We start from the raw sequence: 22708 nt of genomic DNA on the forward strand, positions 1-22708 counted from the left end.
TAATAGAATCAAAAAAAGAAGTTTGAAGCCCAAGATTGGACATTCAAACTTCTTTTTGGTCTTATCCTAAAGCCAAATCAGCGTTGCCGCTAAATTGACTGTTGTAAAGATCGGCATAAAAGCCTTTCTTAGCCAACAATTGTTGATGGGTGCCGGTTTCAATAATACTACCTTCGTTCATCACAATAATGTTGTCCGCATCTTGAATGGTGGACAGCCGATGGGCCACCACGAAACTAGTCCGATTCTTCAACAGTCGACCCATGGCGTGTTGGATGTGCATTTCAGTTCGTGTATCCACGGAACTGGTGGCTTCATCCAAAATCAAGATCTCTGGATCGGCAACAAAGGCCCGGGCAATCGTCAGCAATTGGCGCTGCCCTTGGGAAATGTTGGAGGCTTCTTCGTTTAGGATCGTATCGTACCCATTCGGCAATTGCCGGACAAATTCATCCACATGGGCGGCTTTAGCGGCGGCAATGATTTCATCATGGGTGGCATCTTCCCGGCCGTATTTCAAATTATCATAAATCGTGCCGGTAAATAGCCAAGTATCTTGTAAGACCATGGCAAAGTGTTCCCGTAATTGGTCCCGGGACATATTCCGGGTATCGCGACCATCTAATTTAATGGAACCCCCGGAGATATCATAAAACCGTTCCAACAAGTTAATGATGGTGGTCTTACCAGCCCCGGTAGGCCCAACGATGGCCACCATTTGGCCAGGTTTGACGTCTAAATTATAATCCGTCAATAACAAATCTTGACTGCCATAACCAAATTGGACATGATCCATGGCAATTTTACGATCGTCATTGGGCACATCCGGCACATTAACACCGGCATCGGACATCTCAGGTTCATCTAAGACTTCAAAGACCCGTTCAGCTGAAGCGACAGTTTGTTGAATCGTATTGGCTAAGTTGGCCAATTGGGTAATGGGTTGTGAGAACTGTTGGGTATATTGCAAGAAGGCTTGCACATCCCCTAAGGCAATCGTGCCTTGGGCAACGGCTGTCCCCCCAATAATCGCCACCACGATATAACCCAAGTTATTGACAAAGGTCATCAAGGGCATGATAAAGCCGGAAATCATTTGCGCCTTCCAAGAAGATTGGTATAAGCGGTCATTTTCAGACTTAAATACCGTCAAATCTTTGGCCTCATGATTGAAAGTCTTAGTCTCCACATGGCCATTATAAGTTTCTTCCACCTTGTTGTTTAACAACCCCAGTGATTTCTGTTGGGCAGCAAAGAACTTTTGCGACCGCGGTGCGACAATGCCAACCACGACTAAACTCAGCGGAATCATGATCAAGGCTATCAACGTCAACTTCCAACTAATGGTGAACATCATCCATAATGTCCCCACAAACGTAATAATACTGGTGATAAATTGGGTGATATTTTGTTGCAGGGTGTTGGCAATATTATCCATATCATTGATGGCCCGGGACATGATATCCCCATTTTCATGGGTATCATAATAGCTGATTGGCAAGCGGGCCATCTTTTCTTTGAGTTCCTTACGCAGATGATATACCGTCCGCTGAGAAATCCGAGTCATGACAAACTGTTGTACGAAACTAAACACCGCCGACAATAAGTACATGACAATGACGATCAGGATAATTTGTTTGATTTTATCAAAATCAATGGGATAGCGGCTGACCGCAATACCGGCTTTTTGTTGCGCCGTCCCCTTCATAACACCCTTAAAAATTTCAGTCGTCGCTTCCCCTAAAATTTTAGGAGTTCTAATTTGAAAAATTTGGGAAGTGATGGCAAAAACCAACACCACCGCTAAGCCAAAATAATATTTGCGCATATAGCTGAATAAGCGAGCTGTGGTATGCCAGAAGTTGCGGGGTTTAGCCGTGGGCATCCCCAATCGGGGTCCGCCACCGCCAAAGCCGCCATGGTTGGCTCTTGGTGCATTCTTGGTATCATCTTTAGCCATTTTCAGTCCCCGCCTTTCTGATTTGTGATGCGACAATATCTTGGTAAACTGGACTGTCTTGCATCAATTGTTCATGACTGCCATAACCGGCCATGTTCCCATTGTCCAGAACTAAGATTTCGTCTGCTGAAGCCACGGTGGAAACCCGTTGGCCCACGATCACCACGATTTTTTCTTTCATCTTCGGATCTTCTTTTAAATTTTGCCGTAATTTAGCATCGGTCTTAAAGTCTAAGGCAGAAAATGAGTCATCAAAGACATAAATTGCCGCATCTTTGACCAATGCCCGGGCAATGGCTAACCGTTGTTTTTGACCACCAGAGAAGTTATTGCCCCCCTGCTCCACAACCGTATCTAACCCTTGGTCTGCTTTAATAAAATCAGCGGCCTGGGCAATTTCTAAGGCCCGCCAGATATCATCATCTGAGGCATTTTCATTCCCATATTTCATATTGTCCCGGAGATTCCCCTTAAATAGCAGCGCTTTTTGTGGCACCAGTGAAATTTGATCTCTCAAAGCAGCTGTACTGACCTGACGGACATCTAGGCCATTAACTTCTACCGCACCGCTTTCCACGTCATATAAGCGGGGGATCAAGTTGATCAGTGTCGACTTCCCAGACCCAGTCCCCCCAATAATTGCCAGGGTTTGCCCAGCCTGCATATCCACGTTAATATCAGTCAGCGCCAGCTTTTCAGCAGAACGGTAACGATAATTCACATGATCAAATTTGAGGCTGATGTGCTCAGCTGTTAAAGGCAATGGTTTGGCCGGATCAGTAATTTTCGTTTCTAAATTCAAAACTTCATTGATCCGAACCGCAGCGGCTTGCGCCCGGGGTACGAAAACGAACACCATGGATAACATCATGAAACTGAATAGGATTTGCATGGCATACGTCATAAAGGCGATCATATTCCCAGTTTGAGTGGTTTGATTGGCAATCAAGTTAGCCCCCATCCAAGTGATCCCCACGTTAGTCCCGGACATGATCAAGGTCATCAAAGGGATCATGCCGGCCACAATGGAATAAACGCGCAAGGCATTATTGGTGTAATTGGCATTGGCGGTATCAAAACGATTTAACTCAAACTTATCCCGCCGAAAGGCCCGAATAACCCGTACCCCGGTTAATCCTTCCCGGAAAACCAGGTTCAACGCATCGGTAAGTTTTTGCATCTTCTTGAATAATGGTACGGCAAAAAACATCAAACCCCCAATCACAATGAACATGATTGGAATGACATATAAGAAGATGGTTGTCAGTTGATGATCCCGTTGGTAAGCCAAAAAACTAGCCCCAATCAACGTGATAGGTGCCATGATCATCATCCGTAACATCATCATCACCACGTTTTGAATTTGTAACACGTCGTTGGTGGTCCGGGTGATCAGTGAACTGGTCCCCACTTCATCGAATTCATCATTGGAATAATTGACAACTTTGGTGAAGATATCATTTCTTAAATCCCGGCCAAGGCCTTGGGAGACTCGAGATGCTAAAAATACGTTCCCGGCGGCTGCCAGTATCCCAATCAAGGAAATTCCCAGCATAATCATGCCGTAATGCTGAATTAAGCCAATATCCCCATTGGCGATCCCTTTGTTGACGATGTCGGCTGTATAGCGGGGCAAACTTAAATTAGCAATGACTTGAATGATCATAAAAATCGTGGCCCCGGTCACCGCTAGTGGTGACATTCGGCGCTTCATAATTTGCCACATGTAGTTATCCTTCTTCCTGTGCTTTATCTTTTTGGACCCCATATTGGATCCAGCTGATCAATTGATCAAATTGGGCTTGGGCTTTTTCCACCGGCCAAGTCCCGGGTTTGATTTGTTGCATTAAGTAATAATAAGAAAGCACTTGTTGAAATACACTGCTAAGTAAGTGCATTAAAGTCATGATTTCTGCTTTCGAACTAATCTTTAAATTTGTAGTATCTACATCTTTTAAAATATCAAATCTGGAGCGGTCAAATGGAGGATGATCAGGATGGAACTCCCCTTTTTTTGGAATCATGCCATTAAAGCTCTGTGATCGCTTATAATCCATATGCAAAAACACATTTCGAAAAAAGTTAGCATCCGGACTTGAAGCTATCTGCAACAATAAGTCACCATAATAATCTTTGAAAACTTGAAACAAGTCACCATTATGATTTTTGATAGCTTGAAGCCAGTCATCTAAGTAAGCTGCTTGCTTGGTCTTGATGAGGTAATTATAAAGATCCATTTTATCGTCAAAATACTGATAGAAACTCCCCCGTGGAATTTGGGCATTCTTGATAATACTTGAAATAGAGACTTCATTATAAGGTTTGTGACTAAACTCGCGTAAAGCTTCATCCAACAAATGCTGACGCTTATTAGATGGTAAATTAAAAAAGGTTGGTTTTGGCATAAAGCACCTCCATTCTTTGGTAATATATTTTTCGGTTCTATTACTGACAGTTGTGCCTTATTTTGGGACAAAATAAAAATGACACACTGTCATATGACAAAGTGTCATTATACGCCCTTGATATAGTTTGTAAAGTACTTTTTTAATATTTTTTATAAATATTTTTGTATGTCTTTAAAATCCAATAAATTCAGCGCTTTAAGCTCTAGCTTCCCATCAGTCGCCCCTAGAATACTCACACTGGCATTTTTAAGCAGCGTCTTGGGAATTTGTTCGGGGGCAATTTGATAAACTAAGGTGCTCAACAATAGGCTGTGGGAAACAAGCAGGATATTTTTACCCTGTACGTCTGGATCTGCCAAAATTTGTGCCAAGCCCTTTTGGATCCGCTGGGTAATTTCATCATAGCTTTCGGCTTGCTTGGTGGCATCTAAATCGTGAAAGCCATTGATGACTTTTCTTAGAAATGTGGGCCCATCCCAGAAGCTTCGCGCGTTTTTTAACCCGTAGCGTCGGACCACATCCATAAATATTTGGTCAAATTTGCGCCCCTCTAAGTCACCAAAATGGTATTCCCTTAGAAAAGATTCTTTGATTAGGGGGATGTCTTCATGGGCCGTCTTTAAAATAAGTTCGGCGGTGGCGACGGCCCGATCACTATCACTGGTGTAGGCTTTGACAATGGGCACGTCCACCAGACCATGTCCCACTTTTTCAGCAGCTTTAACCCCCGCTTCAGTCAGAGGTGAATCCGTTAGGCCCTGCAAGCGGCTGTGTTTATTAAATTCTGTTTGTCCGTGACGGACTAAAATTAAATTGGTCGTGGTCATCTACGATGCTCCTTATCTAAAAATATTGGAACCATGCTAAAATAAGGTATGATACTGTTATAATGATGATAACACGAAGTCGTCATACAGTGTAACCAGGAGGTAAGTTTATGGCAAATGATGAAATAAAGACTCTAACTGCACTACTTAATTTTGTAAACGATAATCCGGATAAGGTTGTCTTAGAACCCCGGGAATACGCCAACGTTTTAACCTACGCATTTTCTGATAAGTTTTATCCGCTGGACCCCATTATTTTTCCAGAAATGCGCCTACACGTTGTCCGGCTAACCTCTGCAGAGATCAAAGCCAACAAGGACTTATTGGATTATTTCTACAGTCGTACCAGCGAACGCAAACCCGTTGGCTTCAAAACCGTTTGGATCACCACCTCACATATCACCAAATCGGGCTTGGCTTTATTTGAACTGTCCTTTGAGTAATTATGAAACACAAATCCTACTTAAAAATTTTTAGAAATCTCCGCAATCAACTTATCTCATTTTTGTTGTTTGCGTTGATCCTATTGGTCATGCAGGCCCTATTGCCTTTTATTTGGCTCACCTATGCGTTAGGTGCCTGCATGTTATATTGTGTTTTACTGTTCATTGCTATGGTGGTGATTTGGGCTTTGGATCGCCGGCATTAAGTTATAATTTTTTCTTGACAGTGCTGACTTTAATCGGGTACAATAATAGCCGTGCCATTATTGCCCGTTGGTCAAATGGTTTAAGACGTCGCCCTCTCAAGGCGGAGTTGCGAGTTCGATTCTCGTACGGGCTATATTGATAAAAATATACGTATTAAAAATAATGAACCTCGTTTAGATGTTGAATTAACAGCATTTAAGCGAGGTTCATTTTTTATTTGTGGCTGATTTCATCTGAATTTTGCGGGTTATTTCGCCTCGGACCTAGTCCAGGTCATTTGCAGGGCTAATTCGCCGGTAGGTTCGTCAATTTCCTGATTCGTGAGACCGAAACCTTCTCGGCTATAAAAGTTAACGGCCTTTTTATTTTTGGCGTAAACTGACAGCGTCAATTTGGTTTGGCTAGCTTTAGCTGCTGTAAGTAATTGGTGCCCAATCCCCTCTCCGCGAAATTTGGCCGCCACGAACACCCCGGCAATATAATCACCGCTCAGGCCTAAGAAACCAGTGATCTGATCATTAGCATCGTTAGAAATGAATAATTCGGCTGTTGCTAATTGTTCTTTGACCGTTGCAAAGTTTTGTTGCCAATAATTGGGGTCGATAAAGCTATGGGCCTCGAGATTGCTGCTCAACCAAATTTGGGCGATTGTGTCTAGGGTTGGGCCAGTGATGTGGTCGGTGTGTGTGATCATGTGTTTGTCCTTTCCGACATAATTAGCTATTTATTATTCAAATATTATATATATTTATTGATATTTTGAGCATTATATTTCATTTGTCACTGATGTATAAGTTATAATAATCATAAGGAAAGTAGGTGATGTATATGCTGCTTAGTCTGACAGTCAAAGTAAAACTCAAGCTTGAAAACGCAATGGATGGTACAAAATTTCAAGAAACAGCTGAACAATATCGGTTAGCTTGTAACTATGTTTCAGAATATATTTTTATGAATAATTGTTTTGACTTATCTCCCTATCAAATTCAAAGGCAAATCTATACTGACTTACGCCAATTGTTTAGTTTGAAAGCACAACTGGCAATTTCCGCAATCAAAACCACCTTTGCTCGCTATAAAGCAGTTCAGACGCAACTTCGTCGTAAACCCATGACCTATCCCACCGGTAAGCAAGATAAAAAGGGAAAAGAAATTTATCTAAAAGTTCCCAGAGATCTGCGCTGGCTTTGGAAGCCGATTGATTTCAAACGTCCGCAAGCTGACCTAGTCCGTAATCGGGATTGGTCTATCATCGAAGATGGTGAAAAGTTGTCCATCAATACGCTCCAAGGCCGGGTGAAAGCCCGCTTTGTGTTAAAAACTGGCTTTGAACAATATCTGGATGGTACTTGGGAGTTTGGCGGGGCGAAACTAATTAAGTCTGGTGCCAATTGGTTTTTACACATTGCAGTCAATAAAGAGTTCTCTGAATTGATTAGTACTGATATGCAACACATTGTGGGGCTTGATCGCGGGATTCGGCAATTAGTCACCGCTTATGATGATCAGAGAAAAACAACGTTCTTCAACGGTCAAGCAATCAACCGCAAACGGCGTCACTACAAAGCACTGCGCGATCGTTTGCAAAATCATAATACCAGAAATTCGAAGCGACGAAGCCGTAAACTCCGCAATAAAGAGAACCGTTGGATGACTGATATTAATCATCAGTTATCTAAGACACTTGTTGCAAAATACGGCGCAAATACCCTGTTTGTATTAGAAAATATCGGCGACATTTGTTTTGCCAAAATAAAAATTGCTAAAGATACTTATCATGGTAGGATGTCTTGGCCATTTTATCAACTGGAACAACTGTTGACCTATAAAGCCATCCAAGCCGGTGCTGCAGTTATCAGCGTTAATGCGGCTTATACCAGTCAACGCTGTCCGGCCTGTGGCGAGATCAATAAGACGAATCGCAAGCACCAATTGCATGCCTACCAATGTTCAAACTGTGGTTACCAGTCTAATGATGACCGAATAGGCGCCATGAACATCCAATACCTGGGTAAACAGTATGTCAATGGTGTAAAACACCCCAAACTCAAAAATAAACAAAGTGCGAACGGGTAAACCCGTTCAATTGCCGATGAAGTCAATCATCGGACTGCCGGGATCTTTAGATAAGACCCAGCGGTGAGTAACGCCAACACAGCGCGTGATTATCTCACGCAAACCATGTGGGAGACTATAGGTTGGTTGTTAGACCACATGGCGTTAGGCGTAAGTCTAAACAATATCTGCCTAGCAGGTATACTCATCATTTGTGGTGAGAGACAAGCTTGGTCCCTAAATGCTAAGTTATTGACGCAGTCATTTAACATACATCCAGGTACTTGAATCAATAGCCATTTCTAATTGCCCACCAAAAAATGCCCTATCCATGACAGAAGGGCGTTTTGTTTATTTTACATTCTTGATAGCTTCTTGGATTGTTTTACCGTTGCCGACGACATTGTCGTCTAAACGACTGATGACAGTAAAGATCTGTGTCTCAGTATTCAAAAGAATTCTATATTTCATGTAATTTACCTCCATTCAATTGTCCCGAATGGTATTGGTAGCGAATAGACTTAGTATACGCGCAAAGTACGGGATGTCAAATTTAATTTCATTTTAATTTTCAAAAGGCCAAAACAAAAGGCCTCAGAACCGGTGCTGATTGACCAGCTTGGAGCCTCAAAGTTTATAATTATGCGGCATAATTAGCCTTTGCTTCCAAATCTTTGATAGCGGCTTGAATCGTCACGCCTGTACCAGAGTTTTGCTGAGCATCAACGACTGTAAAAAGTTGTGTCTCAGTATCTAATAAGATTTTATATTTCATATCTTATTACCTCCAAATTATTAAAAATCGCTCATATAGCGTAGTGTTAATCTACGCTCTTTTTCACAAGCTGTCAACTATTTATACTCAAAAAGTTTGAATTTGGCGTTTTAAGTTTCATAACACTTGTGATTTTTAAAAATACTATCCTAATTTTAATCTAATGTTTCGGCAACTCCTAAGATAAGGGTCTGGTATAATTAAAGTTAAGTCAAGAAACGAGGCAGATATTATGAACTTAACTGGTGCCCAGGTCGCCGTCACCGGCAAACTTGAAACAATGACCCTCCATGAATGTTTGACCCTACTCAACATTATTCATGCAAAACCCCAAAGTCATGTCAATCGCCAAACAAATTACCTCATCGTTGGGACCATTCGCAAGAACATGTTTGAATCCCCAGAAACCACCCGGCTACAACTGGCCAAAAGTTATGGTGCTCAAATCATCTCGGAAAAAGACTTCTTAACTTGGGTCATCGCCTATTTAGAAAAGATGCGGCAAAATATCACCTAAAACCGGCTAATTTTTGCTCATTTAAAAAACTATGGCCTAGGTCTTTAAATCAAAGCCCAGTCATAGTTTTATTTTTAATCTTGATCTTGATGTAATGCCGTCATGCGTTCATAAAAAGTATTGCCAATGGCATCAATACTCCACATCCACAGCATGTGCCCCAGGGCTTCTGAGACGTGCTCTTCAACAGGTTGATCCGCGGCAGCCGGAATGACACCCATTTTTGGCAAGGTGTACAAGTGGGCCCCGGCCCAAGCCGCCAGACCAAAGAACAAACCATGGCCAGTTTTAATAATTGGGAAATAATGGCCTAAGACGGTATAGGCAATCCCAAAGCCGGTGGAAAATGTGTAATGTACTAAATAGCTAGGCCAAGGTAAATCATGGCCATTATAGCTATAGGTGGCGTGGGCAGCTTCTGGACTGATGCCCATCATCTCTAACGTCCGTTGGGGCGGATTGGTGGCATCCCTAGCTGGGGTTCTAGGCGGGAGTATATTTTCCCACCCCATCTTGACCATACCTGCCACAATACCAGCAGCCGTTCCCGCGGCAACTGCGGACCAAATATTAAATTTTGCCATAACACAACCTCCTGTCTTTAAAATCGATTATACAACTGATACCCACTAATTTGAAAATGAAACGCTGGCTGGCCGTCCAAAATCTACTGAAAGCGGTATAATTGAATTGTAGGGATATCTATTGCAGTTTATGTTGTGGTGGACCTGAATTTTCAAAAGAATATGTCCTGATAAATAAAAAAACACCGCTGATTCCAAGGAATCAACAGTGTTTATCTGATGCCGGCGGCAGGAATCGAACCTGTACGGGATAAAATCCCACAGCGACCTGAACGCTGCGCGTCTGCCAGTTCCGCCACGCCGGCAACAACATATTATATTTTACCAGAAATTTCAGAAATGAAAAGCATTAATTTAAGGAGTTTGAATAAATATGCCAAAAATTGATTTAAAATTCACTAAAAGTGTCATCACCAAACGTCCCGAAAACAGTTATAAAGGTAATTTCGGACGTATCTTAGTCATTGGCGGTAACGCAAACTTTGGCGGGGCGATTATCATGAGTGCGTCAGCGGCGGTGTATGCCGGGGCGGGTCTGGTCACCACCGCCACGGAACCTAGCAACTTTACAGCCTTACATAGTCGCCTGCCAGAAAGCATGGTGGTGGACTACAGCGATGAAACTTATCTTAAAGAACTTATCCCCACGATGAATGTCCTGGTGATCGGACCGGGGCTGGGCACGAGTGCTAAAAGTTTGCAGATTTTAAATTTTGTGCTGGGCCAAGTCTCCGCTGAGCAAAGCTTAATTATTGATGGGTCAGCCATCACGTTGATTGCCGAACACCACCTCCCCTTCCCCACAGCACCAAAACTCATCTTTACGCCCCATCAAATGGAGTGGCAACGCCTCAGCCAAATTGCCATTGCTGATCAAACTGACGACCAAAATCAAGCTGTCCTGGCTCAATGGCGGCAACACAATCCCAACATCACATTGGTGCTCAAAGCCCACCGGACCAAAGTCTATTTGCCAGACAATAGTGTCTGGGAAAATACCGCTGGTAACCCTGGTATGGCCACTGGGGGCTCAGGGGACACCCTCACAGGCATTTTAGCCGCTTGTGTGGGCCAATTCCAGCCGGCAGACAAAGCGGTACTGGCGGGGGTTTATATTCACAGTGACATTGCCGACGAATTAACCGATGATGGCAATTACGTCACGTTACCTCAAGAGATCATCCCGCTCCTGCCGAAATTCATGGGGCGTCTGGCGTCGGATTAGTTTGAAGAGCCGCAAGTTCCGCCGATGTTAATGGCCGATAAGCCCCTGGTTCCAAATCTTCATCCAGCTTTAAGCTCCCCATCTGAATGCGTTTCAAAGTCACCACGGCTTTATCCACCGCCTCAAACATGCGCTTGACTTGATGGAACTTACCCTCGGCAATCTGCACGTGGATCAAGGTCTGATTGGCAACTGCATCAAATGTTATTATTTCAAGTTGGGCGGGTTGTGCCAAAAAGTCTTCTAACTGAATGCCCTGGGCAAACCGTTTTACATCTGTGGCAGTTACTTCCCCAGCAATTAAAGCTTCATAAATTTTAGGGACATGTTTTTTGGGGCTTAAAATACGATGGGCCAATTGACCATCATTGGATAAAATCAACAATCCCGTTGTATCTTTATCTAAACGGCCGACCGGAAATAAGTCTTCCCTAAAGTCATCTGGCTGCAATAAATCCAGGACCGTGGCATCAAATTTATCCCGAGTGGCTGAGACCACGTCTTGGGGTTTATTCATTTCATAATAAAATAAAGCTTGATAGGTAATCGCGATACCGTCGACTTGGACTGTATCAGCATTTTCATCAACCTGTAGTTTAGGGGTTTTGGCCAAGATTTCGTTGACCTGAACCCTCTTTTGTTTGATCAATAATTTGACATCCTTACGCGAATAAGGGGTCACATCAGCTAAATATTTATCTAAGCGCATAAAATCTCCTTACTTAATTTTTAAAATTCGGCGTAATATATCCACCCGCGGGCCTAAAATGCGATCGGCTAACTTGGTCTTTAACGTCAGCAGTGCATAAATCCAAACCCCTGTGATCACGCCTAATCCTAGTGGGAAAATAGTATAAGTTCGCACATTAGGATCAATGAGGACGGCAATGATTTTAACGACAATGGTCACGGCAATTAACATAATGGTGGAGAAAATGACAATACCAAAACTGCGGCGCAGCAAACGGCCGGTATTAAAGCCGTAGAGTTTATCCAAGGCCCGCAGCATTAACCCACAGGTCACGACAATGCCTAAGCAAGTGGCAATCATCGGCCCAAAGACTTTAAAAAGTGCAATCATCGGATATTGCATCACTGCTTTGACAGCAAAACCCACTAACAAATAAATAATTGCCTTTTTGTTCATGTACAAGCCTTGCAAAATAGCTGCTAATACTGTAAAAAGCCCTAAGAAAATGGCTAAATAACAATAAAACTGTAAGACGTACGTATCTAAGTCAGGATTGGCGCCATAAAATAAGGTATATACCGGCTTAGCTAACGCTGATAGCCCAAAGGCAGCAGGCACCATGACGAACAAAAATAGCTCCAAGGCATCATTGATCTGCTTACGAATACCCTTGAAATCTTTTTGAGCATGAGCCCCAGATAACAAAGGCACCACGGTCAAGGATAAAGCGGTGGCCAAAGAAATAATGATCATCACCAATTTTTGAGCATTGAAGTTAAAAATGGCAAAGTAGTTATCCAACTGGGTTTGGGTGGCATTGACCACGGAAGCCATCATTGGATAGAAACTATACTGATCAAAAATTTGGAAGAAGGTAATACCACTATCCAAGATGATAAAAGGAATGGCCTGGTGGATAATCTGGCGAATAATCTCACCGGTGGAAATGTCCACAGCATTGGCACTGCCGGCGGCTAAATCATCCAGTTCTGGTTTACGCCGCATATAATACCACACTAGCACGGCAATCCCACATAGTGCCCCAATAAAGGCCGCAAAGGTAGACTGGGTCACCGCACTGACATAATTGCCATGTTGGACTCGCATAATTAAGAAAGTAGCCAATAACATATAAATGACCCGACCCAGTTGTTCGAAGAACTGGGACAAGGCCGAAGGTGCCATTTCATTGTATCCTTGGAAAAATCCCCGGGTAATACTCATCACTGGGATCACCAGTAACGCAAAACTCAAGGCGCGATACAAGGGAATCGTTCTGGTATCAATCTTCCAAGTGGCGATATCCACCACTGAAAAAATCGGTGCCCCAAAGAACAGTACCACAGCTCCAATGAAGCCAAATAAGGCCATGATTTTTAAGCCTTGGCGATACAAACGCTGCCCTAAGGCATACTCATTTAAAGAATTATAATGGGCCACTTGTTTAGATATTGCACCAGGAATCCCTGCTGCTGAGATCACCAAGAACAAACTATAGACGTTATAACCCTTGGAGAAAATGGCGTTCCCTGATTGGAAATCCGCCCCCATCCAAATGGTCCAGGGGATAATATATAACGCCCCTAAAACCCGTGAAAAAACACTGCCCGCTGTAATCCAAGCTGAGCCCTTTATTAAAGAACCATGGGCATCGATTTGTGATTGCTTATTTTCAGTTGTTGCTGGCTGCTTGGCCATTATCCGGTCTCCTTTTAAACACATTAAACTTCATTGTAATTTATAAATTCCCCTTTGACAATGAGAACCAGAAGTTATCCACAAAAAAATATGAAGCTGTTTCAAAACTAATGTTTTGAAACAGCTTCATTGTTATTTTAACAGCTCTATTGTTCGATCCAACCGCCGTCAATTGGAATCACTGCCCCATGAATAAAGTCGGCACCGTGACTTAGCATGAATAAAGTCACCAAAGCCACCTCTTGGGCATGCCCCCAACGTCTAGCCGGCGTCTGGTCGGCAACAGTCTTAGCCATCGCCCCATCCCCAGTAAAATCAGCGGCATTCATCGGTGTATCAATGGCTCCTGGGGCGAGACAATTAGCACTAAGGCCATATTTGGCGTAATCATAGTCCAATTGTTTGGTGTAGCCGATGACCGCATGCTTAGCGGCGGTGTAAACAGCTCCGCCACCGCCAGCCACTAAGCCGGCAATAGAGGCCATATTTAAGATTTTACCGGATTTGCGGGCTAACATCCCCGGTAAAATCGCATTCGTCAATACAAATTGACTTCGTAAATCTGTTTGCATAAATTGATCCCATTGGGCTAAAGTTGTCTGCAAAGATGGTCGGTAGTCATCTAAGATGCCCGCAGTATTTAATAAAAAATCCACTTGCGGCGACTCGCTCAAGATATCGGCCGCAATTCTCCGTAATTCTATGTCGTTACTGATATCGCACTGGTATATTTTCAATAATTGCGGATAGCGCTGTTGCAACTGTTGTAATGGTTCAGAAAGCTGGCGATCAATCCCTGCACAATGGGTCCCTTGGGCTAAAAGCAATTCGGTTTGTGCCAAGCCAATGCCGGAGCCACTGCCAGTGATAATGCTGTACTTATCGGCCAGTTCAGGATATGTTGGTGCCATTAATCTACTAAGCGCCAGTCGTCTGCTAAAATATCACAGACAGTGGGTTGAAACATGGATAATGCAGGTGTCTCTTTGGTGCGAATTAAAAAATAAGGGGTAACAGCTTCCCCAGCTTCAACGGGTTGCTGTACTTCAAAAATATAAAGCTCAGAACCGCCCCACCCCTGGCGAATCGCTTTTTTACCCTGCTTAATTTCAGGCAAGATTTCTTCAAAAGTCATCAATACACACTCCTAATCTGAAAGGGCCACACGCTTTTGTACCACATAAATAACCACCGCACCAATCAATAGCGATACAAATTCCCCGAGGGCAACTGTGCCATATGTTGGCCAAAATGGCAATTTATTAACTACCATTAACTCTAAGGCGACACTAAAGGTCATCAGGGTACAAATAATCGTGCTGGTCATTAATCTAGCGGCCACTGATTTAAAGCGCTTCGCGATGAAATAACTCAAACTAGTCATCACCAACGTTCCCAGTGAGCCAAAAATGATATCGATAATACCCAATGGCGAAACAATATTGGCTAAAGCACAACCAATAGTTAGTGCAATAATATAACGCTTGTTGAAAACGGCTAGATGATTAAATCCCTCGGCTAAACGCAACTGAATCGCCCCATAACTTAACGGCGCGATCAACAAAGTGACAGCCACATATAATGCAGCGACAACGGCAATTTTTGTAAGTTCTAATGTATTATGGGCAACTTTGTCCACCATAAAAATTTCCTCCTTAGTTTTTTTAGGTGGGATTTTGCGAACCACCACGCTCAAAAAAATTAAACCTTATTTAGTATAGCAAAAGCCCGCCAACTTTTAAACTTTAAATAGCTTTCACAATAAAAAGAAGTTGCAGCAATCTTTTTGCGCACAACTTCTTTTCAAATTGAGTTTGTTATTTGGCGACGATGTTGACGATCTTATTTGGCACAACGATCATCTTTTTAACATCTTTATCACTTAAGAACTTCTCCACATGTTCATCAGCTAAAGCCAGTTCCTTAAGTTTAGCTTCATCGGTATCCCGGGCAACTTTTAACTTGCCCCGAACTTTCCCATTCACTTGCACAATGACTTCAACTTCATCAGCTACCAAATATTTTTCATCGTAAGTTGGCCAAGTGGCATAAGTCAAGGTTTCATCATGACCTAATTTCTGCCAAATTTCCTCCATCATATGGGGGGCGATTGGCGCCAGCATCTTCACCAAGCCTTCAATATAATCCACTGGTAAAGCATCAGCTTTGCCAGCTTCATTGACGAAGACCATCATTTGTGAAATGGCCGTGTTAAAGTGCAAGGCATCATAGTCTTCAGTAACTTTCTTAACAGTTTGATGATAAACCACTGTCAACGTCCCATCATTTTCAGTGGTCACGTGATCACGCAGTTTGCCTTCATCGTCAATAATCAAGCGCCAAACCCGGTCCAAGAACTTCCGAGCCCCAGAAAGGCCCTCTTCACTCCAAGGAATAGCGGCATCCAGTGGCCCCATGAACATTTCATAAAGCCGCAAGGTATCAGCCCCATATTGGTCGACAACATCATCTGGATTAACCACGTTGCCTTTAGACTTAGACATCTTTTCGTGGTTTTTACCTAAAATCATCCCTTGATTATATAGACGTTGGAACGGTTCTGGTGTTGGCACCACACCGATATCATATAAGAACTTGTGCCAGAAACGGGCATACAGTAAATGTAACACGGCATGTTCCGCCCCACCAATGTATAAATCTACTGGCATCCAGGCTTTTAACTTATCATAATCTGCTAAAGCTTCTTTATTATGGGGGTCCACAAAGCGCAAGAAGTACCAAGAGCTCCCAGCCCACTGTGGCATGGTATTGGTTTCCCGACGACCCTTGCGGCCATTTTTATCCACCACGTTGACCCAATCGTCCAGGTTTGCTAAAGGACTCTCCACAGAGCCTGACGGTTTAACATCAGGTGTCTCAGGCAGGATCAAAGGCAATTCTTCTTCAGGAACGAGTGTGGTTTCCCCATCTTCCCAGTGGATAATTGGAATAGGTTCGCCCCAATAACGTTGCCGTGAGAATAACCAATCCCGCAGGCGATAATTCACTTTCTTGCCGCCAACTTTATGGTCTTCAAGCCAAGCTAACATCTTAGCTTTCCCGTCTTCTAGACCAGTACCATTTAAGAATTCCGAATTAATATGGACGCCTTCACCAGTAAATGCGGCCTCATCGGTATTGCCACCTTCTAAAACTGGTACGATCGGCAAGTCAAATTTCTTAGCAAAAGCATAGTCCCGTTCATCATGGGCGGGTACGGCCATGATAGCCCCCGTGCCATAACTACCTAAAACGTAATCAGAGATCCAAATTGGGATTTCCTTTTGATTCACTGGATTAATGGCGTAAGCACCGGTGAAGACCCCAGTTTTTTCCTTGTTCAAATCAGTCCGATCTAAATCACTCTTATGCGCAGTCGCATCCTGATAAGCCTTAACGCTATCCCGTTGTTCCGGCGTAGTGATTGTTTCCACCACAGCTAATTCCGGCGCGATAACCATATAAGTTGCCCCAAATAATGTATCTGGCCGCGTTGTGAAAACGTCTAACGTCTTGTCGCTGCCCTTAATTTGGAAGGTCACAGTAGCGCCGACAGAACGGCCGATCCAGTTGCGTTGCATTTCTTTAACATTTTCTGGCCAATCAATTAAATCTAAATCATCTAATAAACGGTCAGCATAAGCGGTAATTTTTAACATCCATTGACGCATGGGTTTGCGAACGACTGGAAAGCCGCCCCGTTCCGTTTTGCCATCGATGACTTCTTCATTGGCCACAACCGTGCCTAGATCTGGGCTCCAGTTGACAGGCACTTCAGCTTCATAAGCCAGCCCACGTTTATACATTTCTTCAAAAATCCATTGCGTCCACTTATAATAATTAGGATCAGTTGTATTAATTTCACGATTCCAATCATAAGAAAAACCCAGTGAATTAATTTGTCTTCTGAAATTTTCAATATTCTTTTTGGTGAAACTCTTCGGATCATGGCCCGTGGTCAAAGCATATTGCTCTGCAGGTAAACCAAATGCATCCCAACCCATTGGATGTAAGACGTTATAGCCTTGCATGCGTTTCATCCGTGCTTGAATATCCGTTGCCGTATAACCTTCTGGATGGCCTACATGTAAGCCCTGCCCAGATGGATATGGGAACATATCCAAAGCATAGAAATTCTTTTTATCAGGATCATTGGTTGTGTTAAACACATTATGTTCGTGCCAGTATTTCTGCCACTTTTTTTCAACCACATGGTGATTGTAAGTCATTAACGTTCCCTCCAGATCAATCTTGTTGTTGAGTCTTAAAAAAGTCCTGCGAACTAAAGTTAGTTCTACAGGACTAATTTAGGTTCCATCGTTGTTTTCCAATCCCAGTTATTGGAATTTTCCCCAAATAACTTTAGGAAACATAAACCGATGATACCAAAATTCAAATTTGCATTCAATACTAATGGATAATTAATTTTGGTTTCAGGTCAATTAAAGGCCCTTTTTTCTAGCCTTAAAGTGGCCACCAGTAAGTCATTGTCAGCACATACATTGTCAAATAAGTTATAATTAACTTTATGGATTTAATTTTATTTTAATTAAAGGAGACTTATCCCATCATAACAAAAAACCACTTGCCCCGCTATCTCATGATTGTAGGCTACACGATTTTTTTCGGCATTTTAATCAGTTTCTTGACAAAACAACCTTGGTTAAAGGCTTTAGATCAAGCCGGCCACCAGCTGATTTTAACCTTGCCCCATCCCCAAACGACGCCCTTTGCCAAAATCATCACCCAATTAGGTCAGCAGCAGTGGACGGTTGTCTTAGTGCTAATTTTTGGTATCTTGCTCATTAGCCGACAGCAAATCCCACTATGTGTGTTTCTCATTCAAAATGTGCTGTTGGGCAGTTTATTAAATCTCGGGGTCAAATTAATAATCCAACGCCCCCGCCCAGATCTACAACAACTCGTTCATCAAGGCGGATACAGCTTCCCCAGCGGGCATTCTGCGAACAGCCTGATGCTTTATGGCACTTTGTTGATCATCACCTACTATCTCACGCAATCGGCCTTAACGCGCAAGTTAACCACTATCCTGGCCGTCAGCTTAATTCTATTGATTGGCCTAAGCCGGATTTATTTGCAAGTTCACTATCCCAGCGATGTCCTAGGCGGCTGGAGTAGTGCCCTGGGTAATTTAGGCTTGTGTTACTGGCTTAGCGCTCGCTTTTATCTGCCAGCGCTGCCACCCGCAGCTCCCCGCGACGCTTAGCTTGATCATACCAATTGACACCAAGCGCTAATAAAATGATAGCCGCGGCCACAATATAAATAGCGTGCAGGCCATTGTACAAAATACCTCGTAATACTGGTAAACTCTCTACCGGCAAGTGCCGGGCCTTTAGCGGATCAATGAGTTGATTCAACTGTTCTGTGGTCACGCCGGCATGTGTTTGAGTGCCTTGATAAAGGGCACGATTCATAACAATGCCGTAAACAGATACTAACAAGGTTTGCCCTAGGGTGCGGGCCAGGGTATTTAACGAGGTGGCCACCCCTACTTGATTGTGGGGCACAACATTTTGAATAGTCACCGTTGTGGTGGTAATGATAATCCCAAAGGCAAGGCCCATAAAACCCGCCCAGACTAAGAACCAGCTAAAACTGGCGGCAATTGAATTCGTCGCCAAGACTAAGCCACCCACCATCAGCCACAGCAACGCGCCGGTTAAAATCTGTTGGGGCCGATATTTTAATATGAGTTTCCCGGCTACAAAAGACCCTACGATCCACAACACCGAACTTGGGGTCACTACAAAACCCGCCCGCGTGGGTGGCAAACCTAAAATAGCTTGCACCCACATGGGCATATACACTTCAAAACTAATTAAAAAACCACTGATAAACAGCGCAATCATGTTTTGACTCATAAAGGTCCGATTATGCAGCATTTTTAAATTCAAAATTGGATCAGGTACTGCTTGTTCTTGTTTGAAAAAGCGCCAGCCAGAAAATGCGGTAACGGCTAGGAGGCTGAAGATTACGGGCCAATTTAAAGTTTGCCCTAGCATTTGAAAAGCTAGCATTAAGCTCAGCAGCATCGCCAATAGCCAAAAGCTCCCCCGCCAATCGATAGTCGCCTGACTCTTTTGAAAATCTTCATGATAGTAAAACACCACCAGCAAAATTGTTAACAGACCCACCGGCAAATTAATAAAGAATATCCAATGCCAGCTTAGTTTCTCCACTAGAAAGCCACCTAATAATGGCGCAATCACGGAGGCCACACCCCAAGCCGACCCATTTAACCCGAGTACCCGGGCCCGCTTTTCAAAAGGAAAAATATCGGCAATAATGGTAAAGGTGATAGGTTGAATCGCACCGGCACCAATTCCCTGTAAAGCGCGAAAAATAATGAGTTGAAGCATGTTTTGCGCTAAGCCACATAAACTTGAGCCCACCACAAAAACAATCAACCCTAAAATAAAGACTGGTTTACGGCCATTGCGATCCGCAAACTTGCCATAAATCGGGGTGGCCATGGCACTGGTTAATAGAAATATGGAGAAGACCCAGTTCATTAATTCCACACCATGTAGACTCCCGATAATGGTTGGCATGGCTGTAGATACGATGGTACCTTCAATCGCTGTCATAAACGTAGCGATAAAAATTGCTGTGGTGGTCAAAGCCACATTTGTTTGTTTTGTCATAATTACCTACTTTCTAATATTGGCCATAAAAAAAGAGACGCTACACCTAAACAAGTGTAGACGCCTCTTTTTCTCGTTTAATCTAATAATTTCTTGAGTAATTCAACTTTATCTAAACGTTCCCAAGGTAGATCAACATCTGTACGTCCAAAATGACCATAAGCCGCAGTTTGCTTATAGATGGGTCTCTTTAAATCTAACATTGCAATAATTCCTGCTGGTCGAAGGTCAAAATAATCCCGAATAGCTTGGACAATGTCTGCTTCTGAAACCTTATTCGTTCCAAAAGTATTCACAGAAATAGATACTGGCGTAGCAACCCCAATAGCATAAGCTAATTGAATTTCACAGGTCGTCGCTAAACCAGCAGCAACCACATTCTTAGCAATATAGCGAGCAGCATAACTGGCAGAGCGATCAACTTTAGTCGCATCTTTACCAGAAAAAGCACCCCCACCATGCCGAGCATAACCACCATATGTATCCACAATGATTTTACGCCCAGTCAAACCTGCGTCACCTTGCGGACCACCAATCACAAAACGGCCCGTGGGATTGATATAATATTTTGTATCTTCATCCAAGTATTGGCTTGGAATGACTGGTTTAATGATTTTCTCGATGACATCTTCGGTAATTTGATCTTGGCTGACATCAGGATCATGTTGTGTGCTAACCACCACAGTGTCTACCCGTTGTGGTTTGCCATCATCGTCATATTCCACAGTGACTTGGGATTTAGCATCCGGCCGCAAGTAGGGAATTTCCCCCGTCTTGCGCAATTTAGCTTGGCGTTGCATGATCTTATGGGCCAACGAGATTGGTAAAGGCATCAATTCTGGTGTCTCGTCAATCGCAAAACCAAACATCAATCCTTGGTCGCCGGCACCAATTTTTTCCAAAGGGTCAGAATCATCTTCGCGGTTTTCCAGCGAATCATCAACCCCTTGGGCAATATCAGGTGATTGTTCATCTAAGGCTACTAAAACGGCACAAGTATCGCCATCGAAACCATATTGATTATTATTATAACCAATTTCACGAATCGTTTGCCGAACCACGCCTTGAATATCCACGTAAGCACTGGTGGAAATTTCACCACATACTAAAACTAAGCCCGTGGTCACCGTTGTCTCACAAGCCACTCTGGCCTCTGGATCTTGTTGTAACATCGCATCTAAAATGGCATCACTAATTTGATCAGCAATTTTATCAGGATGGCCTTCAGAAACAGATTCTGAAGTAAATAAATGTCTCTCTTGCATAAAAAATATTTCCCCCTCTTCGTAGGTTACAAGGTACTTCGCACGCAGCGAATCCTATCGGGAATGATAGTCAACTTATAGAGTTTAGCAGAATCAGCCTCAAAAATCAAAATGAATTCTAGCAACGGATCACTTTTCTGTGCTTGATCACCTTGACAAGGGCGGCCATCTTTATAGATAATTAGCCTTAAGCATCTTATGCGAGGAGACTTTTGATTGAAATTAAATCTGCAAAAAGACCACTGGCTTCATTTCTTAATTGCCTTGTTAATTGTACTCAGTTATCCTTTGTCACTAAGCCACAGTTTTTATGGCAGTGATAATATTGTCAACTGGCTTATTGTTGGCCTGACCATTTCTGTACTACTGCTGCTTAATCTTCCCCAGACTTGGCCCTTATATTTATTACCCTTAGACTTGGGTATTTGCCTTTTCACACTGCTCAAAGTTTCCAAAACATTAGCATTATTGTTGAGCGGTATTATTTTATTAGCCTGGGGCATCCGCAGCTTAGATCCCACCACTAAATTATCCCAAGTTTTAAATGTCGTCACCTGGTTTTTCCTCAGCTTTAGTTTGACCATCCTACAGACCAGATTGACCTCATTAACGATTTTAGTCCCTTTGTTGTTGCCGTTTTTCATATTTATACTTTATTGCTTATTGCGGCATTTAAAACTGTCCCTTGTTTTAGCAACCGTCTTAATCATGATCAACAGCGTTATAGGCTACCGTTACCTTAGCGTTATGGCCTTGCTCTTGACTGCTTTAACTATCCTTGCCCTCGTATTTGTTTCGAAGTTACCCAAGTTGGCTAGCATTTTGCCTTATACAGAAAGTTTTTTGATAATTCTATTGCTCATTAATGGCTTCTTGAGCCAATAAAAGCCGTGATACTAAAAAGAGCACTGTCATCAGATTAATTGATGACAGTGCTCTTTGAATTGACCCACGTCACGGTCCCAACCGGATTTGAACCGGTGATTTCCTGCGTGACAGGCAGGCGTGATAACCCCTACACCATGGGACCAAAAAATGGAGGTTACAGGGCTCGAACCTGTGACCCTCTGCTTGTAAGGCAGACGCTCTCCCAGCTGAGCTAAACCTCCATAAAAGTGACCCGTACGGGATTTGAACCCATGTTACCGCCGTGAAAGGGCGGTGTCTTAACCACTTGACCAACGGGTCGTTATTAAAAAATAACGGAGAGTAAGGGATTCGAACCCTTGATACAGGTATAACCCATATACATGGTTTCCAACCATGCTCCTTCGGCCACTCGGACAACTCTCCAAGTGCCTAAATATACAAGATATTTTAGGCAAAAAAATAGCGCGGCGACTTCCTACCCTCGCAGGCAGTTTCCCACCAACTACGCTCGGCGT

General features: G+C 43.2%; 22 protein-coding genes, 6 tRNA genes and 2 riboswitches. Of the genes, 8 read left to right on the forward strand and 20 right to left on the reverse strand.

Annotated features, from left to right (window positions below; genetic code table 11):
- Window positions 1-61 precede the first annotated feature (61 nt).
- The 4 genes from FC83_RS01740 to FC83_RS01755 form a co-directional block, all read right to left on the reverse strand.
- Window positions 62-1960 (reverse strand): ABC transporter ATP-binding protein, encoded by a 1899-nt coding sequence (locus FC83_RS01740; RefSeq protein WP_035455462.1) that lies wholly within the window; start codon window positions 1958-1960, stop codon window positions 62-64.
- Window positions 1953-3686, reverse strand: coding sequence for an ABC transporter ATP-binding protein (locus FC83_RS01745; RefSeq protein WP_035455461.1), 1734 nt, complete (start codon window positions 3684-3686; stop codon window positions 1953-1955). The genes FC83_RS01740 and FC83_RS01745 overlap by 8 nt, the downstream gene beginning before the upstream one ends.
- Before the next feature lie 4 nt (window positions 3687-3690).
- Window positions 3691-4365, reverse strand: coding sequence for a TetR/AcrR family transcriptional regulator (locus FC83_RS01750; RefSeq protein ID WP_035455460.1), 675 nt, complete (start codon window positions 4363-4365; stop codon window positions 3691-3693).
- Between the two features lie 152 nt (window positions 4366-4517).
- Window positions 4518-5195: a histidine phosphatase family protein gene (locus FC83_RS01755; protein ID WP_052005011.1), complete on the reverse strand. Its 678-nt coding sequence runs from the start codon at window positions 5193-5195 to the stop codon at window positions 4518-4520.
- Window positions 5196-5305: 110 nt separating this feature from the next.
- Between FC83_RS01755 and FC83_RS01760 the strand changes: the two genes are divergently transcribed.
- The 3 genes from FC83_RS01760 (at window position 5306) to FC83_RS01770 (ending at window position 5978) form a co-directional block, all read left to right on the forward strand.
- Window positions 5306-5638: a hypothetical protein gene (locus FC83_RS01760; RefSeq protein ID WP_035455459.1), complete on the forward strand. Its 333-nt coding sequence runs from the start codon at window positions 5306-5308 to the stop codon at window positions 5636-5638.
- 2 nt (window positions 5639-5640) lie between these two features.
- The gene (locus FC83_RS01765; RefSeq protein WP_035455457.1) at window positions 5641-5844 is read left to right on the forward strand and encodes a hypothetical protein; all 204 of its coding nucleotides are present in this window, start codon (window positions 5641-5643) and stop codon (window positions 5842-5844) included.
- Window positions 5845-5906: 62 nt separating this feature from the next.
- Window positions 5907-5978 (forward strand) — tRNA-Glu (locus FC83_RS01770).
- Between the two features lie 114 nt (window positions 5979-6092).
- Here FC83_RS01770 and FC83_RS01775 read toward each other — a convergent pair.
- Window positions 6093-6539, reverse strand: coding sequence for a GNAT family N-acetyltransferase (locus tag FC83_RS01775; RefSeq protein WP_057002307.1), 447 nt, complete (start codon window positions 6537-6539; stop codon window positions 6093-6095).
- Window positions 6540-6673: 134 nt separating this feature from the next.
- Between FC83_RS01775 and FC83_RS01780 the strand changes: the two genes are divergently transcribed.
- Complete coding sequence (locus tag FC83_RS01780; protein ID WP_057002314.1) at window positions 6674-7921, forward strand: RNA-guided endonuclease TnpB family protein; 1248 nt, start codon at window positions 6674-6676, stop codon at window positions 7919-7921.
- 619 nt (window positions 7922-8540) lie between these two features.
- Here the strand turns inward: FC83_RS01780 and FC83_RS17545 are convergent.
- Window positions 8541-8675 (reverse strand): hypothetical protein, encoded by a 135-nt coding sequence (locus FC83_RS17545; protein WP_268744902.1) that lies wholly within the window; start codon window positions 8673-8675, stop codon window positions 8541-8543.
- A 232-nt stretch (window positions 8676-8907) separates the two neighbouring features.
- On the opposite strand from FC83_RS17545, the gene FC83_RS01785 reads away from it, so the two are divergent.
- Window positions 8908-9192, forward strand: a complete 285-nt coding sequence (locus FC83_RS01785; protein WP_035456005.1) for a BRCT domain-containing protein — start codon at window positions 8908-8910, stop codon at window positions 9190-9192.
- Between the two features lie 74 nt (window positions 9193-9266).
- On the opposite strand, the gene FC83_RS01790 is transcribed toward FC83_RS01785, so the two are convergent.
- Together FC83_RS01790 and FC83_RS01795 are read right to left on the reverse strand one after the other, a co-directional pair.
- Entirely contained in the window at window positions 9267-9776 is a 510-nt protein-coding gene (locus FC83_RS01790) for a YagU family protein (protein WP_035456009.1), read from the reverse strand.
- 220 nt (window positions 9777-9996) lie between these two features.
- A tRNA-Leu gene (locus tag FC83_RS01795) sits at window positions 9997-10081 on the reverse strand.
- A gap of 68 nt (window positions 10082-10149) precedes the next feature.
- Between FC83_RS01795 and FC83_RS01800 the strand changes: the two genes are divergently transcribed.
- Window positions 10150-11001: an NAD(P)H-hydrate dehydratase gene (locus FC83_RS01800; RefSeq protein WP_035456012.1), complete on the forward strand. Its 852-nt coding sequence runs from the start codon at window positions 10150-10152 to the stop codon at window positions 10999-11001.
- On the opposite strand, the gene FC83_RS01805 is transcribed toward FC83_RS01800, so the two are convergent.
- The 6 genes from FC83_RS01805 to leuS form a co-directional block, all read right to left on the reverse strand.
- Complete coding sequence (locus FC83_RS01805; protein ID WP_057002308.1) at window positions 10976-11710, reverse strand: pseudouridine synthase; 735 nt, start codon at window positions 11708-11710, stop codon at window positions 10976-10978. The two genes, FC83_RS01800 and FC83_RS01805, sit on opposite strands and share 26 nt — an antisense overlap.
- Window positions 11711-11719: 9 nt before the next feature.
- On the reverse strand, window positions 11720-13390 hold the full coding sequence (locus FC83_RS01810; RefSeq protein ID WP_035456015.1) for a putative polysaccharide biosynthesis protein: 1671 nt from the start codon (window positions 13388-13390) through the stop codon (window positions 11720-11722).
- Window positions 13391-13536: 146 nt separating this feature from the next.
- Window positions 13537-14301 carry a 3-oxoacyl-ACP reductase gene (locus FC83_RS01815; protein WP_035456018.1) on the reverse strand — a complete coding sequence of 255 codons (765 nt, stop codon included), beginning with the start codon at window positions 14299-14301 and terminating at the stop codon, window positions 13537-13539.
- On the reverse strand, window positions 14301-14525 hold the full coding sequence (locus tag FC83_RS01820) for a DUF2829 domain-containing protein (protein ID WP_035456020.1): 225 nt from the start codon (window positions 14523-14525) through the stop codon (window positions 14301-14303). Before FC83_RS01820 ends, FC83_RS01815 begins: the two co-directional genes overlap by 1 nt.
- A 12-nt stretch (window positions 14526-14537) precedes the next feature.
- Complete coding sequence (locus tag FC83_RS01825; RefSeq protein WP_035456022.1) at window positions 14538-15032, reverse strand: QueT transporter family protein; 495 nt, start codon at window positions 15030-15032, stop codon at window positions 14538-14540.
- A 7-nt stretch (window positions 15033-15039) separates the two neighbouring features.
- Window positions 15040-15083: riboswitch (PreQ1 riboswitch) on the reverse strand.
- A gap of 124 nt (window positions 15084-15207) precedes the next feature.
- Window positions 15208-17619 (reverse strand): leucine--tRNA ligase, encoded by a 2412-nt coding sequence (leuS, locus tag FC83_RS01830; RefSeq protein ID WP_035456024.1) that lies wholly within the window; start codon window positions 17617-17619, stop codon window positions 15208-15210.
- Between the two features lie 416 nt (window positions 17620-18035).
- Between leuS and FC83_RS01835 the strand changes: the two genes are divergently transcribed.
- Window positions 18036-18617: a phosphatase PAP2 family protein gene (locus tag FC83_RS01835; RefSeq protein ID WP_162260634.1), complete on the forward strand. Its 582-nt coding sequence runs from the start codon at window positions 18036-18038 to the stop codon at window positions 18615-18617.
- On the opposite strand, the gene FC83_RS01840 is transcribed toward FC83_RS01835, so the two are convergent.
- Both FC83_RS01840 and metK read right to left on the reverse strand, forming a co-directional pair.
- On the reverse strand, window positions 18562-20061 hold the full coding sequence (locus FC83_RS01840) for an MDR family MFS transporter (protein WP_156405553.1): 1500 nt from the start codon (window positions 20059-20061) through the stop codon (window positions 18562-18564). The two genes, FC83_RS01835 and FC83_RS01840, sit on opposite strands and share 56 nt — an antisense overlap.
- Before the next feature lie 74 nt (window positions 20062-20135).
- A complete protein-coding gene (gene metK / locus FC83_RS01845) occupies window positions 20136-21323 on the reverse strand; it encodes a methionine adenosyltransferase (protein ID WP_057002310.1) in 1188 nt (395 codons plus the stop codon).
- Window positions 21321-21402: riboswitch (SMK box riboswitch) on the reverse strand. It overlaps the preceding gene by 3 nt.
- 137 nt (window positions 21403-21539) lie before the next feature.
- On the opposite strand from metK, the gene FC83_RS01850 reads away from it, so the two are divergent.
- On the forward strand, window positions 21540-22208 hold the full coding sequence (locus FC83_RS01850) for a hypothetical protein (protein ID WP_035456026.1): 669 nt from the start codon (window positions 21540-21542) through the stop codon (window positions 22206-22208).
- A 72-nt stretch (window positions 22209-22280) separates the two neighbouring features.
- Here FC83_RS01850 and FC83_RS01855 read toward each other — a convergent pair.
- The 4 genes from FC83_RS01855 to FC83_RS01870 form a co-directional block, all read right to left on the reverse strand.
- Window positions 22281-22353: transfer RNA gene (locus FC83_RS01855), tRNA-Asp, on the reverse strand.
- Window positions 22354-22359: 6 nt separating this feature from the next.
- A tRNA-Val gene (locus FC83_RS01860) sits at window positions 22360-22432 on the reverse strand.
- A 7-nt stretch (window positions 22433-22439) separates the two neighbouring features.
- Window positions 22440-22511, reverse strand: a tRNA-Glu gene (locus FC83_RS01865).
- A 15-nt stretch (window positions 22512-22526) separates the two neighbouring features.
- A tRNA-Ser gene (locus FC83_RS01870) sits at window positions 22527-22616 on the reverse strand.
- Window positions 22617-22708: the final 92 nt, after the last annotated feature.

Origin of the sequence: Agrilactobacillus composti DSM 18527 = JCM 14202 (assembly GCF_001436375.1) — a bacterium.
GTDB classification, from domain to species: domain Bacteria; phylum Bacillota; class Bacilli; order Lactobacillales; family Lactobacillaceae; genus Agrilactobacillus; species Agrilactobacillus composti.